Source organism: Arthrobacter sp. TE12231, from assembly GCF_054062895.1.
This window is the reverse complement of the sequence record NZ_JBSSFS010000001.1, coordinates 3,362,968-3,377,505: the sequence shown is the minus strand read 5'-3', so window position 1 is coordinate 3,377,505 and position 14,538 is coordinate 3,362,968. Positions and strand designations below refer to the sequence as shown.

General features: G+C 66.5%; 12 protein-coding genes. 10 read left to right on the top strand and 2 right to left on the bottom strand.

Annotation, left to right across the window (positions count from 1 at the left end):
- Positions 1-9: 9 nt before the first annotated feature.
- The 3 genes from pcrA to sucD all read left to right on the top strand — a co-directional run bounded on the left by pcrA (position 10) and on the right by sucD (position 5,079).
- Complete coding sequence (gene pcrA, locus ACVWYS_RS15095) at positions 10-2,544, top strand: DNA helicase PcrA (protein WP_456507402.1); 2,535 nt, start codon at positions 10-12, stop codon at positions 2,542-2,544.
- 450 nt (positions 2,545-2,994) lie between these two features.
- The gene (sucC, locus tag ACVWYS_RS15090) at positions 2,995-4,164 is read left to right on the top strand and encodes an ADP-forming succinate--CoA ligase subunit beta (RefSeq protein ID WP_018776032.1); all 1,170 of its coding nucleotides are present in this window, start codon (positions 2,995-2,997) and stop codon (positions 4,162-4,164) included.
- A 12-nt stretch (positions 4,165-4,176) separates the two neighbouring features.
- Entirely contained in the window at positions 4,177-5,079 is a 903-nt protein-coding gene (sucD, locus tag ACVWYS_RS15085) for a succinate--CoA ligase subunit alpha (protein ID WP_018776033.1), read from the top strand.
- A 183-nt stretch (positions 5,080-5,262) separates the two neighbouring features.
- On the opposite strand, the gene ACVWYS_RS15080 is transcribed toward sucD, so the two are convergent.
- Together ACVWYS_RS15080 and ACVWYS_RS15075 are read right to left on the bottom strand one after the other, a co-directional pair.
- Complete coding sequence (locus ACVWYS_RS15080; RefSeq protein ID WP_456507401.1) at positions 5,263-5,745, bottom strand: SRPBCC family protein; 483 nt, start codon at positions 5,743-5,745, stop codon at positions 5,263-5,265.
- Complete coding sequence (locus tag ACVWYS_RS15075) at positions 5,742-6,104, bottom strand: ArsR/SmtB family transcription factor (protein ID WP_456507400.1); 363 nt, start codon at positions 6,102-6,104, stop codon at positions 5,742-5,744. The genes ACVWYS_RS15080 and ACVWYS_RS15075 overlap by 4 nt, the downstream gene beginning before the upstream one ends.
- A 208-nt stretch (positions 6,105-6,312) precedes the next feature.
- On the opposite strand from ACVWYS_RS15075, the gene ACVWYS_RS15070 reads away from it, so the two are divergent.
- From ACVWYS_RS15070 to ACVWYS_RS15040, 7 genes are all read left to right on the top strand, one after another.
- On the top strand, positions 6,313-6,717 hold the full coding sequence (locus tag ACVWYS_RS15070) for a tautomerase family protein (RefSeq protein ID WP_456507399.1): 405 nt from the start codon (positions 6,313-6,315) through the stop codon (positions 6,715-6,717).
- A gap of 212 nt (positions 6,718-6,929) precedes the next feature.
- On the top strand, positions 6,930-7,931 hold the full coding sequence (gene iolC / locus ACVWYS_RS15065; RefSeq protein WP_456507398.1) for a 5-dehydro-2-deoxygluconokinase: 1,002 nt from the start codon (positions 6,930-6,932) through the stop codon (positions 7,929-7,931).
- The gene (locus ACVWYS_RS15060; RefSeq protein WP_456507397.1) at positions 7,928-8,929 is read left to right on the top strand and encodes a Cgl0159 family (beta/alpha)8-fold protein; all 1,002 of its coding nucleotides are present in this window, start codon (positions 7,928-7,930) and stop codon (positions 8,927-8,929) included. Before iolC ends, ACVWYS_RS15060 begins: the two co-directional genes overlap by 4 nt.
- A gap of 39 nt (positions 8,930-8,968) precedes the next feature.
- Positions 8,969-10,897 carry a 3D-(3,5/4)-trihydroxycyclohexane-1,2-dione acylhydrolase (decyclizing) gene (gene iolD, locus ACVWYS_RS15055; RefSeq protein ID WP_456506739.1) on the top strand — a complete coding sequence of 643 codons (1,929 nt, stop codon included), beginning with the start codon at positions 8,969-8,971 and terminating at the stop codon, positions 10,895-10,897.
- 46 nt (positions 10,898-10,943) lie between these two features.
- Positions 10,944-12,452 carry a CoA-acylating methylmalonate-semialdehyde dehydrogenase gene (locus ACVWYS_RS15050; protein ID WP_456506738.1) on the top strand — a complete coding sequence of 503 codons (1,509 nt, stop codon included), beginning with the start codon at positions 10,944-10,946 and terminating at the stop codon, positions 12,450-12,452.
- A 123-nt stretch (positions 12,453-12,575) separates the two neighbouring features.
- Positions 12,576-13,487 (top strand): sugar phosphate isomerase/epimerase family protein, encoded by a 912-nt coding sequence (locus ACVWYS_RS15045; RefSeq protein WP_456507396.1) that lies wholly within the window; start codon positions 12,576-12,578, stop codon positions 13,485-13,487.
- A gap of 16 nt (positions 13,488-13,503) precedes the next feature.
- Positions 13,504-14,517 (top strand): Gfo/Idh/MocA family protein, encoded by a 1,014-nt coding sequence (locus ACVWYS_RS15040; protein WP_456507395.1) that lies wholly within the window; start codon positions 13,504-13,506, stop codon positions 14,515-14,517.
- The last annotated feature ends 21 nt before the right edge of the window (positions 14,518-14,538 follow it).

Here is a 14,538-nt window from a genome sequence, read left to right as displayed (position 1 = left end):
AGATACACCATGGATATGTTGTTTGACCCTTATGCCGACGGACCCTTCCAAGCTGCCTCCAAGGCGGCGGCAGGCACCAAAGAGCCTTCCGGGACCGGCCTTCCGGGGCTGGATTCAGAGGCCGGCTTTGGCCTGGACGGCAACGGCTTCGGCCCGGGCCATGCTCTCGGCAGCGCCCCTGGCAACGCCTGGGACGGTCCGCAGCTTCCGAACGCGAGCGAGCTTCTGGAAGGCCTGAACCCGCAGCAGGAAGAAGCCGTGAAACACGCCGGCAGCGCCCTGCTGATCGTGGCCGGCGCCGGCTCTGGCAAGACCCGGGTGCTCAGTAACCGGATCGCCTACCTGATCGCCACGGGCCGGGCGCACCACGGCGAGATCCTGGCCATCACCTTCACCAACAAGGCCGCGGCGGAGATGCGGGAACGCATCGAGGTCCTGGTCGGCGCCCGGGCGAAGACCATGTGGATCTCCACCTTCCACTCCTCCTGCGTCCGGATCCTGCGCCGCGAGGCGAAGAACGTCGGCCTCAATTCCAACTTCTCCATCTACGACTCCGCGGACTCGCTGCGCCTGATCACTCTCGTCGCCAAGAACCTGGACCTCGACCCCAAGCGCTTCGCCCCCAAGGCCATCCAGCACAAGATTTCCGCGCTGAAGAACGAGCTCATCGACGACGACTCCTACGCCTCCAGCGCCAACTACAACGATCCTTTCGAGCAGGCTGTCGCCGAGGTCTTCAAGGGCTACACCCAGCGCCTCCGCCAGGCCAACGCGATGGACTTCGATGACCTGATCGCCCAGACCGTCTACATGTTCCGGGCCTTCCCCGCGCTCGCCGACTCGTACCGGCGCCGCTTCCGGCATGTCCTCGTGGACGAATACCAGGACACGAACCACGCCCAGTACGCCCTAGTGCGCGAGATTGTCGGCGAGGGGCCGGAGGCCTCCGAGCTCACCGTGGTGGGCGACTCCGACCAGTCCATCTACGCCTTCCGCGGCGCGGACATCCGCAACATCGTGGAGTTCGAGAAGGACTACCCGGACGCCCGGACCATCAAGCTGGAGCAGAACTACCGCTCCACCCAGACCATCCTCAGCGCCGCCAACTCGGTCATCTCGCGCAACCCCAACCGGCCGGAGAAACGGCTCTGGACGGCCGAGGGCGACGGCGAAAAGATCGTCGGCTACGTCGGCGAGAACGAGCACGACGAAGCGCAGTTCATCGCCAAGGAAATCGACCGGCTGCAGGACGAGGGCAATCTGCGTCCCGGCGACGTCGCCATTTTCTACCGCACCAACGCCCAGTCCCGCTCGATCGAAGACGTCCTGGTGCGCGTGGGCCTGCCGTACAAGGTGGTTGGCGGCACCCGCTTCTACGAGCGCAAGGAAATCAAGGACGCCCTCGCCTACCTACGGGTTCTGGTCAACCCCGACGACGACGTCAACCTCCGCCGGATCCTCAACGAACCCAAGCGTGGCATCGGCGACCGTGCCGAGGGCGCTGTCGCTGCCCTTGCCGAGCGCGATCGCACCTCCTTCATGACCGCCGCGAGGCGCGCCGACGAAGCCCCGGGCATGGCAACCCGCTCGGTCAACGCCGTGCTGGGCTTCGTGAAACTCCTCGACGACCTCGCCGAGGTGGCCTCCGGCTCGGGTGCCGCCGCCGCCCTGGAAGCCGTGCTCGAACAGACCGGCTACCTCGCGGCGCTGCGCTCCAGCACGGACCCCCAGGACGAATCGCGGGTCGAGAACCTGGCGGAACTCGTCGCCGTCGTGCGCGAATACGAACGCGACAACCCCGAAGGCTCCCTCGGCGCCTTCCTGGAGCAGGTGTCCCTCGTGGCCGACGCCGATCAGATTCCCGATGCTCCCGGGGCAGATATTGACGCCGCGGTGGCCGAGGCCAAGCGTCTGGGCGTCGTCACGCTCATGACCCTGCACACGGCCAAGGGGCTGGAATTCCCGGTCGTGTTCCTCACCGGTATGGAGCACGGGCTGTTCCCGCACCAGCGCTCCGCCACCGATCCCAAGGAACTGGCCGAGGAACGCCGGCTGGCCTATGTCGGGCTCACCCGCGCCCGGAAGCGCCTCTACCTCACTCGGTCCGAGGTTCGCAGCATGTGGGGCCAGAGCCAGTACAACCCGGCCAGCCAGTTCATCGAGGAGATCCCGGCCGAACTCGTGGAATGGAAGCGGGAAGGCGCCAGCCGCCAGAGCGGCGGCTGGGGGAGCGGCCCCGCGATCGGTTCCAGCCGCTACAGCGGATCATTCTGGGGCGCCGGAACGCCCCGCGGCGCCGGCGCCAGCCCGTCTGCGGGCTTCAACGCCGATGTTCCCGCCGCCGTGGCCAAGAACAGGGTCCAGCCGCAGAAGGAAATCGTCGCCGTCAGCGTGGGGGACAAGGTCAACCACACCAGCTTCGGCAACGGCACCGTCCTTGCCGTGGAGGGCGCCGGGGACAAGACGGTCGCCAAGGTGAAGTTCGACGTCGGGGAGAAGCGGCTGCTGCTGCGCTACGCGCCGCTGACCAAGCTGGACGCCTAGGGGAGGTGCCCGGCGCCGGCACCGCCAGCGCACGCGCCAGAAGGCCATTGCGCATGACCGCTCGCCGGCCCTCGCCGAGCACGCATCTGCCGGCCGCCGCGCATCTGCCGGCCGCCGCGCATCTGCCGGCGCCTGCGCCGGCTCCTCCCGCCTACGTTACGAAGGCGCATCTGACACGGCCTCACGGCCGGTCCGCACGCCGTCGGACACCCCAAAAACCGCGTAATCTAGCGGTTTTTCTACGCTCCATAGAATAGTGTCCTTACTCACATAACGGGTACTCTGGAACGGGCTGGTCCGATCGAAGGACTAGAGTTCCCAGAGGAGCATTGCGCCGTGTGGCTCGTTTCCAAGCTTGTCGCAGGGTGCGTTTATTCCGCAGCCCGGTAACCGCGAATACGTGGGGTCCGGCTGTACAGAAACTACTTCGACGTAGAAGGACACTAAACCGTGGACCTGTTTGAATACCAGGCGCGCGATATGTTCGAGGCGCACGGTGTACCCGTGCTTGCTGGCATCGTGGCGCACACCCCTGAAGAAGCAAAGGCAGCTGCCGAGAAAATCGGCGGCGTAACTGTCGTCAAGGCCCAGGTTAAGGCCGGAGGCCGCGGCAAGGCCGGCGGCGTCAAGGTCGCCAAGACCGCTGACGAGGCATTTGAACACTCCACCAACATCCTCGGGATGGACATCAAGGGGCACACCGTCCACCGCGTGATGATCGCCCAGGGTGCTGACATCGCCGAGGAATACTACTTCTCCGTCCTGCTGGACCGGGCCAACCGCAACTACCTGGCCATGTGCTCGGTTGAAGGCGGCATGGAAATCGAGCAGCTCGCCGTTGAGCGCCCCGAAGCCCTGGCCAAGATCTCGATCGACCCGGCCGTGGGCATTGACCAGGCCAAGGCCGACGAAATCGTCGCCGCTGCAGGCTTCGCCGAGGAACTGCGCGGCAAGGTCGCCAGCGTAATTCTGAAGCTCTGGGACGTCTTCAAGAAGGAAGACGCCACCCTCGTGGAGGTCAACCCGCTGGTCCTGACCGGCGCCGGTGACATCGTTGCCCTCGATGGCAAGGTCTCCCTCGACGAGAACGCCGACTTCCGCCACCCCAAGCACGCGCACCTTGAAGACAAGGACGCTGCTGACCCGCTCGAGGCCAAGGCCAAGGCGCAGGACCTCAACTACGTCAAGCTGGACGGCGAAGTCGGCATCATCGGCAACGGCGCCGGTCTCGTGATGTCCACCCTCGACGTCGTTGCCTACGCCGGTGAGAACCACGGCAACGTCAAGCCCGCCAACTTCCTGGACATCGGCGGTGGAGCGTCCGCCGAGGTTATGGCAGCAGGCCTCGACGTCATCCTGGGCGACCCGCAGGTCAAGTCCGTCTTCGTCAACGTCTTCGGCGGCATCACCGCCTGTGACGCCGTTGCCAAGGGCATCGTTGGCGCACTGGCCGAGCTGGGCCACTCCGCGAACAAGCCGCTGGTCGTCCGCCTCGACGGCAACAACGTTGAGGAAGGCCGCCGCATCCTGGCCGAGGCCAACCACCCGCTGGTTACCCTGGCCGCCACCATGGACGAGGGCGCCGACAAGGCCGCCGAGCTCGCCAACGCAGCGAAGTAGAGGGACTCGACTATGTCTATTTATCTGAACAAGGACTCCAAGGTCATCGTCCAGGGCATCACCGGCGGCGAAGGCACCAAGCACACCGCCCTGATGCTCAAGGCCGGCACCAACGTTGTTGGCGGCGTCAACGCCCGCAAGGCCGGCACCACGGTCCTGCACGGCGACACCGAGATCACCGTATTCGGCACCGTCAAGGAAGCCATGGCCGAGACCGGCGCTGACGTTTCCATCGTTTTCGTGCCGCCGGCCTTCACCAAGGACGCCGTCGTTGAAGCCATCGAGGCCGGCATCGGCCTCGTCGTGGTCATCACCGAAGGCGTGCCGGTCCAGGATTCCGCCGAGTTCTGGGCACTGGCCCAGTCCAAGGTCGACGCCAACGGCAAGCAGGTCACCCGCATCATCGGCCCGAACTGCCCCGGCATCATCACCCCGGGTGAGGCCCTCGTCGGCATCACCCCGGCAAACATCACGGGCAAGGGCCCCATCGGACTCGTCTCCAAGTCAGGCACCCTGACCTACCAGATGATGTACGAACTGCGCGACCTCGGCTTCTCCACCGCCATCGGCATCGGCGGCGACCCGGTCATCGGCACCACCCACATCGATGCCCTCGAGGCCTTCGAAGCTGACCCGGAGACCAAGGCGATCGTGATGATCGGCGAAATCGGTGGCGACGCCGAAGAGCGTGCCGCCGACTACATCAAGGCACACGTCACGAAGCCGGTTGTCGGCTACGTGGCCGGCTTCACCGCCCCGGAAGGCAAGACCATGGGCCACGCGGGCGCCATCGTCTCCGGCTCCGCCGGCACCGCCCAGGCCAAGAAGGAAGCCCTTGAGGCTGCCGGCGTCAAGGTCGGCAAGACGCCGTCCGAGACCGCCAAGCTCCTGCGTGAGGTCTTCGCAACCCTTTAGTTCGAAGCACCTGCACCACGCACCAAAAGCAACGCGGGGTCACTTGCGGCCCGTCCCACTCACTGGGACGGGCGCGAAGTGGCCCCGCGTTGTTGTTCAAGTACGACGGCGGCAGTGCCACCTTCCCGGCGGAGGTGGCACTGCCGCCGTCGTACTTTGTGTTCGATGTATTTGGGGCTCCGGTTAGACCTTTGCCCCGGTGAGGACTTCTTCGAGCCGGTCGTAGCCCTCGGACATGCCGCCCTCCATCCCGGACTGCGCCATGCCGTCGCGCGCCTCCACGCTGGGGTAGACCGCGTGGCCGATGAGCCGGGACCGGCCGCCACCCAGATCCACGAAGGTCATGGAATCGAGGCTCACCACATCCGGGTAGCCGTCGAACTCGAAGGTCTGGATGGCGAAGTCGTTCTCGCGGACGGTGTGGAAGACGCCGCTGAAAACATACGCGCTGCCGTCCGGCGCTGTGTGGGTGTAGCGGTAGCTGCCGCCGGTCCGGAAGTCATAGTGGTCAATGCTCATGCGCATCCTCCGCGGCCCGAGCCACTGGGCGACGAGTTCGGGGTCCTGATGCGCCCGGAAGACCTCGGAGACCGGGAAGTCGAAGTCGCGCTCGAAGTCGATGAAGGGGAGTCCCGCGGGGACCTTCAGCGTCAGTGCGTTGCTCATGATGCGTCCTTTGCCTGTGTGCCGCCCTGCGCGGCGCGGGTTTCAAGCACGGCGTCAAGGCTGCGGTACTGGCCCTCGCGGATCAGCCGGTACTGGTCGATCCAGGCGGTGAGCGCCTCAAGCCGTGCGGGGTTCAGGTGAACGGGCCGGCGCTGGGCGTCACGGGTGCGCGTGACCAGCTGCGCCTTCTCGAGGACCTGGATGTGTTTCGAGACCGCCTGTTTGGTGATCCCGAAAGGTTCCGCCAGTTCATTGACGGTGGCCGGACCCCGGCTGAGCCGGGCAATGATGCGGCGCCGGACGGGATCGGCGAGGGCCAGGAAGGCCGCGTCGAGGTCGCCGTCGTCGCTGGAATCCATGGGGTGGGTGCCTCCTCTTCAGTAGTCACCTGCTCAGTAATCAACTAACTAATTAATCAACTAACTGCTTGATCAATCTCTAGGTTGTTAACGCTACGCCGACACTCCGAGCCGCGCAATACCCCAACACTGTGAGCCCCCGGGAATCCTTGCGCCACTCCTTCGAACTTTGTTAGTATGTCAGGACAAACTACCGAAGGAGACGCGAGTGCCTCTCGTGCGAATCGACGTCAATCAGGGCCGCACCACGGAGCAGCTGCAGGGACTCAGCCAGGGAATCCACGCTGCGATCGTGGCTGAATACGGCATTCCGGAACGGGACTACTTCCACATCCTGACGGAACATCCGGCCGGGCAGATCGTCGCCCAGGACGCCGGCCTCGGCTTTGACCGGACGCCGGATGTTGTGATGATCCAGATCTTCACCCAGGCCGGGCGCAGCCAGCCCGCCAAGCAGTCCCTGTTCGCTGCCATCGCGGAAAAGTTGGCCGCGGTAGGGGTTTCCGGCGAGGACGTCTTCATTGGCTACGTCGAAAACACGGCCGGGGACTGGTCGTTCGGCTTTGGCCGGGCCCAGTACATGACCGGCGAACTTGGGGTCCCCAGTCAGTAGCCGAGGGCCGTCCTGCCGCCGTCAGGACGGCCACTCCACGGCGCTGTTAGTGCGTCCCGTGTCAAGTTGTAAATATGTCAGTACAAACCTTTGACAGTACATGGATTCTAGGGCAAAGTAGTGGATGTGGCCCGGCTCACGCCGGCCCCTAAGCACCGAAGCTCAGGCTGCGAAAAGGTACCGAGTTCACACCAGAAAGGTCCACGATCACCGTGACCCACGAACTGCTCACGATCGGGCGAATCAGCGTTGATATCTACCCGAACGACATCGGGGTGGATCTGGAGGATGTCACGTCCTTCGGAAAGTACCTTGGCGGATCCCCATCCAACGTAGCGGTCGCCGCTGCCCGCCATGGCCGCCGCACCGCCGTTATCAGCCGCACCGGCGACGATGCCTTCGGCAAGTACCTGCACCGCGAGCTGCGCAAGTTCAACGTGGACGATTCCTACGTCACCGCGGTCAAGGAGTGGCCCACTGCGGTCACGTTCTGCGCGATCAAGCCGCCGGAAGATTTCCCGCTCTACTTCTACGGCCGGTTCCCCACGGCGCCGGACCTGCAGATCAGGGCCGAGGAACTGGACCTGGACGCCATCAGGGACGCCGGAATCTTCTGGTCCACCGTCACCGGCCTCTGCCAGGAGCCCAGCCGCACCGCCCACATCAAGGCCCACGAGGCACGTCCGCGCACCGGGCTGAAGCCAGGCCAGTTCACCATCCTTGACCTCGACTACCGGCCGATGTTCTGGGCCTCCGAGGAGGAAGCCCGGGAACAGGTCGGCAAGATCCTGCCGCACGTCACCGTGGCAATCGGCAACGACAAGGAATGCGCCGTCGCCGTCGGCGAGGGCACCCCGGACGAACAGGCCGACCGGCTGCTCGCCGCCGGCGTCGAAATCGCGGTCGTGAAGCTTGGACCGGAAGGCGTCATGGCCAAGACCCGCACCGAACGCATCGTCTCCGCCCCGGTGCCGGTGGAAACCGTCAACGGCCTCGGCGCCGGCGACTCCTTCGGCGGGGCATTCTGCCACGGTCTGCTCTCCGGCTGGCCGCTGGCCCAGGTGCTCGACTTCGCCAACGCCGCCGGCGCCCTGGTCGCCTCCCGCCTGTCCTGCGCCGACGCAATGCCGACGCCGGAAGAAGTCACGGGCCTGCTCGCCGAACGCGGCCGTCTGGCGCCGGGTTCCTACGCCACCGAAGGAGCAACACTGTGAGTGTCAACCCGGCCGCCGCCACCCTCACGCTGGGCGATGACCCCCGCCGCTACGAGCACCTGAGCATCATCCGGCTCGAAGACCCGGACGCGATCGCCCGCGCCGCGAAGGCCCGGCGCCGCCACCCCGGCGTCAAGGCCGGCAAGCAGAACTTCATCGTCGCCGCCGACCACCCCGCCCGCGGGGCCCTCGCGGTCGGCAGCGATCCGGTGGCCATGGCCGACCGCCGCCAGCTGCTGGACCGCCTGCAGATTGCGCTGGCCAACCCGGACGTGGACGGTGTCCTGGCCTCGCCGGACATCATGGACGACCTCCTCCTGCTCGGCGCGCTCGAGGGCAAACTGCTCTTCGGCTCGATGAACCGCGGCGGCCTCTCCGGCCTGGTCAACGAATTCGATGACCGCTTCACCGGCCACACCGCGGCCGCCCTCGAGGCCCTCGGCGCCGACGGCGGCAAGATGCTGACGCGCATCTGCCTCGGTGATCCGGACACCGTGGCCACGCTCGAGGCAACGGCGAGGGCGATCGATTCCCTGGCCGAGCGCAAGCTGATCGCCATGGTGGAACCGTTCCTGTCCGTCTGGGAGAACGGCAAGGTCCGCAACGACCTCTCCACCAACGCCGTGATCAAGTCCGTCGGCATTGCCGAAGGCCTCGGCGCGACCAGCGCCTACACCTGGATGAAGCTCCCCGTGGTGGCCGAGATGGAACGTGTCATGGCGTCTACCACCATGCCCACCGTGCTCCTGGGCGGAGACCCCGAGGGCAGCCAGGAGGACGTTTTCGCCAGCTGGCAGGCGGCCCTGGCCCTGCCGGGTGTCCAGGGCCTCACGGTCGGCCGGACCCTGCTCTACCCGCACGACGGCGACGTCGCCGGCGCCGTGGCAACCGCCGCCTCGCTGCTAAACAACAAAGCGTCCGTGCCCGCAGCCGCAGAGCACGCTGGGATTGCTGGGCCGACCTGGTCGGACCGCATCCCCCTGAAAGCATCGGAGTAACTTCCCATGGGAATGAGAACTGCCTCAGGAACACGCAGAATGACAGTCGCCCAGGCTGTCGTGGAATACCTGTCCAAGCAGTACACCGTCGATTCGATCGGCGGCCGGGACTTCCGGGAACGCCTGATTCCGGGCACGTTCGGCATCTTCGGCCACGGCAACGTTGCCGGCGTCGGCCAGGCCCTCAAGCAGTACCAGCAGCTCGATCCGACGATCATGCCGTACTACCAGGGCCGCAACGAACAGGCCCAGGCACACCAGGCTGTCGGCTACGCCCGGCACACCCGGCGCCGCCAGACGTTCGCGATCAGCACCTCGATCGGCCCGGGTTCCTCAAACCTGCTCACCGGCGCGGCGCTGGCCACCACCAACCGGCTGCCGGTCCTGCTGCTGCCGAGTGACACCTTCGCCACCCGTGCCGCCGACCCTGTGCTGCAGCAGCTTGAGCAGCCCTACGCCTACGACATCACCGTCAACGACGCCTTCCGGCCGCTGTCCAAGTTCTTCGACCGGGTCTCCCGGCCCGAGCAGCTGTTTTCGGCGTTCCACCACGGCCTGCGTGTCCTGACCGACCCGGCCGAGACCGGTGCGGTCACCATCTCGCTGCCCCAGGACGTCCAGGCCGAGGCCTTCGACGTGCCCGAGGAATTTCTCGCCGAACGCGAATGGCGGATCCGCCGCCCCGACGCCGACGACGAGGACGTCCGCCGCGCCGCCGACGCGATCCGCGCCGCCAAGCGCCCCCTGATCATCGCCGGCGGCGGCGTCCTCTACGCCTACGCCAACGAGGAACTCGCCAAATTCGTCGAACTTACCGGCATCCCGGTGGGCAACACCCAGGCCGGCGTCGGCGTCCTGCCTTGGGACCACAAGTTCTCCCTCGGCGCGATCGGCTCCACCGGCACGACGGCGGCCAACGCCATCGCCGCCGAAGCGGACCTCATCATCGGCATCGGCACCCGCTACGAGGACTTCACCACCGCGTCCCGGACCGCGTTCCAGAACCCGGACGTGAAGTTCATCAACATCAATGTCGCCGCCATCGACGCCTACAAACACGGCACCTCCCTGCCGATCGTCGCGGACGCCCGCAAGGCCCTGGTGAAGCTGAACCAGGCCCTCGGCGGCTACCGGATCGGCGCGGACCTCGAACAGCAGATCGCGAACGAGAAGACCCGCTGGAACGCCACCGTCGATGCGGCCTTCGACACCCGCTTCACCCCGCTGCCCGCGCAGAACGAGATCATCGGCGCCACGAGCCGCGCCATGGACGCGGCGGACGTCGTCATCTGCGCCGCCGGGTCCCTGCCCGGAGACCTGCACAAGATGTGGCGCGTGCGGGACCCGTTCGGCTACCACGTCGAATACGCCTACTCCTGCATGGGCTACGAAATCCCCGGCGGCCTCGGCGTCAAGCGTGCCGCCCTGGCCGAAGCCGCGAAGGGCGGGGCGCAGCGCGACGTCGTCGTGATGGTGGGGGACGGCTCCTACCTGATGATGCACACCGAACTCGTCACCGCCGTCGCCGAACGGATCAAGCTGATCGTGGTCCTGATCCAGAACCACGGCTACGCCTCGATCGGCTCGCTCTCCGAGTCCCTCGGCTCGCAGCGCTTCGGCACCCAGTACCGGGCCCTGGATGAGGAACACCACAGCTTCGACGACGGCGAGCGGCTGCCGGTGGACCTGGCCCTGAACGCCGAGTCCCTCGGCGTGAAGGTGATCCGGATCGAACCCGGCGAGAAGGTCATCGCCGAGCTTGAGCAGGCCATCCGCGACGCCAAGGCCGCCCCGGAAAACGGCGGCCCGATCGTCATCCACGTCGAATCCGACCCGCTGCTGGATGCCCCCAGCTCCGAGTCGTGGTGGGACGTTCCGGTCTCCCAGGTCTCCGAACTCGAATCCACGAAGCAGGCCTTCCAGACCTACGTCGACCACAAGAGCCGCCAGCGCAAGCTGCTCGGCTGACCCCCTCACCACCACGAACAGCCACAGACCAAGGAAGTCCATCACCATGTCAACGACGACCGTCACCACCATCAGCCACTTCATCAACGGCGCCGAAACCTCCGGCGAGGGCACCCGCACCCAGCCCGTCTACAACCCCGCGACCGGCGCGGTCTCCGCGGAGCTGCGGCTGGCCAACCGGGCGGACCTGGACGCCACGGTCGCCGCGGCCCGCAAGGCTGCGGACACCTGGGGCGATATCTCCCTGGCCAAGCGCACCGCGGTGCTGTTCAAGTTCCGCGAACTTGTCGCCTCCCACATCGACGAGCTCGCCGAGCTGATCACCGCCGAGCACGGCAAGGTCCTCTCCGACGCCAAGGGTGAGATCGGCCGCGGCCTGGAGGTCATCGAGTTTGCCTGCGGCATCCCGCAGCTGCTCAAGGGCGACTACTCGGACCAGGTCTCCACCGGCATCGACGTCTTCTCCTTCCGCGAGCCCCTCGGTGTCGTTGCCGGGATCACCCCGTTCAACTTCCCGGTCATGGTGCCGCTGTGGATGGCCCCGATGGCGATCGCCACCGGCAACGCCTTCATCCTCAAGCCCTCCGAACGCGACCCCTCCGCCTCCATGCTCCTGGCCAAGCTGTGGAAGCAGGCCGGCCTGCCCGACGGCGTCTTCCAGGTCCTGCACGGCGACAAGGAAACGGTCGACGGCCTCCTGACCCACCCGGACGTGGACGGCATCTCCTTCGTCGGCTCCACCCCGATCGCGAAGTACGTCCACGAGACCGCCACCAAGCACGGCAAGCGCGTCCAGGCCCTCGGCGGGGCGAAGAACCACGCGATCATCCTGCCCGACGCCGACCTCGACAACGCCGCCGACCACCTCGCCGCCGCCGCCTTCGGCTCCGCCGGCGAACGCTGCATGGCCATCTCGGTTGCCGTCGCCGTCGGCGACGCCGCCGACCTGCTGGTCAAGAAGGTCCAGGAACGCGCCCTGGACATCAAGGTCAACAACGGCACCGTGCCCGACGCCGAAATGGGCCCGGTCATCACCCCCGCCTCCAAGGAACGCATCGTCCGGATCGTCACCGAAGCCGAAACCGCCGGCGCCGCCATGGTGGTCGACGGCCGCGACCTCGTCGTCCCCGGCCACGAGGACGGCTTCTGGGTCGGCCCCACCGTCCTGGACCACGTCACGGCCGGGATGACCGCCTACACCGAGGAAATCTTCGGGCCCGTCCTGGTTGTGGTCCGCGTCGAGGACCTCGACGCCGGCATCGCCCTGATCAACGCCAACCCGTACGGCAACGGCACCGCGATCTTCACCTCCTCCGGCGCCAGCGCCCGCAAGTTCCAGCGCTCCGTGGACGTCGGCATGATCGGCATCAACGTCCCCCTGCCCGTGCCGGTCGCCTACCACTCCTTCGGCGGCTGGAAGGCATCCCTCTTCGGTGACAAGCACATCTACGGCCCCGAAGGCGTCTCCTTCTACACCCGCGGCAAGGTGGTCACCTCCCGCTGGCCCGAAACGCATCACGCCTCCGGCGCCTCCTACAACTTCCCCTCCAACTAGTCCCCACCGCCAGGGAACCCTGGCGGCGTGGGCCCACCCAACAGACACGATCGATTGCTCCGCAACCGCCGTTTTGAGCGTCCAAAACGGCACCTGCGGAGCAATCGATGAGAAGGAATGGAAATGACAGAGAACAAGCTGATCATCGGCACCGCGCCGGACTCCTGGGGCGTCTGGTTTGCGGACGACCCGCAGCAGACCCCGTGGGAACGCTTCCTGGACGAGGTCGCCGAATCCGGCTACAAGTGGATCGAACTGGGCCCCTACGGCTACCTTCCCACCGACCCCTCCCGCCTCGCTGAAGAACTCAAGGCCCGCGACCTGAAGGTCACCGCAGGCACCGTGTTCACCGCCTTCCACCGCGGCCTGCACCAGTGGGAAACCGCATGGGAGCCGGCCCGCAAGGTCGCCGAACTCACCGCCGCGATGGGCGGGGAACACATCGTGGTCATCCCGGCGATGTGGCGCGACGACGTCACCGGCGAGGCCGTCGAGAGCGGCACGCTTACCGAGAAGGCGTGGAGCGACCTCTTCACGGGCCACAACCGTCTGGGCAAGACCCTGCTGGAGGACTTCGGCCTGAAGCAACAGTTCCACTCGCACGCAGACTCCCATGTCGGCGCACAGGAGGACATCGAGACCCTTCTCGCCGCCACGGACTCCAAATACCTCAACCTCTGCCTGGACACCGGCCACGCAGAATACTGCGGGGCCTCCAGCCTCGACCTGATCAAGAACTATCCGGACCGGATCGGCTACCTGCACCTCAAGCAGATCAACCCGGACATCCTCAAAAAGGTCAACGAGGAAAACATGACCTGGGCCGCCGCCAACCTGGCCGGCGTCATGACCGAACCGCCGAACGGACTGCCGGACCTGCGCGCCGTCATCGAAGCCGTCGAGGCGCTCAACCGCCCGATCTTTGGCATTGTGGAACAGGACATGTACCCCGTGGCCTTCGACGTCCCGATGCCGATCGCCAAGCGCACCCGCAACTACCTGCTCTCCTGCGGCTCCCGCACCGCCGTCAACTAGAACTGAGGACAAAATCATGACCAAGACCCTCCGCGTAGCTGTCATCGGCGCCGGCCGTATGGGAGCAGACCACATCCAGCGGCTCAACACCCGCATCCACGGCGCCGAAGTTGCCGCCGTCGTCGACGTCGACCTCGCCCGCGCCCAGGCCGCCATCGAAGGCATCCCGGGCGCCGTCGCCCTGGCCGACGCCGACGAAGCCCTGAACAACGGCGACGTCAACGCTGTGCTGATCGCCACCCCCGGCTTCCTGCACGAGGACATCCTGCTCAAGGCGATCGCCAAGGACATCCCGATCCTCTGCGAGAAGCCGCTCACCCCGGACGCCGAGTCCGCGTGGAAGATCGTCGAGGCTGAAGAAAAGCTCGGCCACAAGCGCATCCAGGTCGGCTTCATGCGCCGCTTCGACGCCGAATACGCCGCCCTGGGCAAGATCATCCGCGACTCCGAACTCGGCGAGCTGCTCATGCTGCACCACCAGCACCGGAACCCGACCACCCCGGCAGGCTTCACCAACGAGATGCTGATCAACGATTCCGTGGTCCACGAGTTCGACGCCATCCGCTACTTCACCAGCGAGGAAATCACCTCGGTCCAGGTCCGCCTCGGCAAGCCCACCAGGAACGCCCCGGCTGGTCAGCACGACCCGCAGCACGTCCTGATCGAGACCGAGTCCGGCGTCCTGGCCGACGTCGAGATCTACGTGAACGCGAAGTTCGGCTACGAAGTGGCCACCCAGGCCTCCTTTGAGGACGGCATCGTCAGCATCGGCGGGGACAAGGGCCCGTACACCCGCAGCAACGGACACTGGGGCGGCAACGTCACCCCCGGCTTCGAGGAGCGTTTCGGGGCGGCGTACGACGTCGAAATCCAGTCCTGGGTCGACGCGGCCCTCCGCGACGAGATCGGCGGCCCCACCGCCTGGGACGGCTACGCCACCGCCGCCTGCTGCGAAGCCGGCGTCGAGGCGCAGAAGAACGGCGAAAAGGTCGCCGTGAAGCTCAACGCCAAGCCTGCCCTCTACCGCTAGGAACCCTGCCGGCCGGCCGCC

Coding starts and splice junctions, on each gene's coding strand:
- ACVWYS_RS15050 (WP_456506738.1), top strand. CDS start 10,944: ATGTCAACGACGACCGTCACCACCATCAGCCACTTCATCAACGGCGCC.
- pcrA (WP_456507402.1), top strand. CDS start 10: ATGGATATGTTGTTTGACCCTTATGCCGACGGACCCTTCCAAGCTGCC.
- ACVWYS_RS15040 (WP_456507395.1), top strand. CDS start 13,504: ATGACCAAGACCCTCCGCGTAGCTGTCATCGGCGCCGGCCGTATGGGA.
- ACVWYS_RS15075 (WP_456507400.1), bottom strand. CDS start 6,104: ATGGATTCCAGCGACGACGGCGACCTCGACGCGGCCTTCCTGGCCCTC.
- sucD (WP_018776033.1), top strand. CDS start 4,177: ATGTCTATTTATCTGAACAAGGACTCCAAGGTCATCGTCCAGGGCATC.
- iolD (WP_456506739.1), top strand. CDS start 8,969: ATGACAGTCGCCCAGGCTGTCGTGGAATACCTGTCCAAGCAGTACACC.
- ACVWYS_RS15045 (WP_456507396.1), top strand. CDS start 12,576: ATGACAGAGAACAAGCTGATCATCGGCACCGCGCCGGACTCCTGGGGC.
- ACVWYS_RS15080 (WP_456507401.1), bottom strand. CDS start 5,745: ATGAGCAACGCACTGACGCTGAAGGTCCCCGCGGGACTCCCCTTCATC.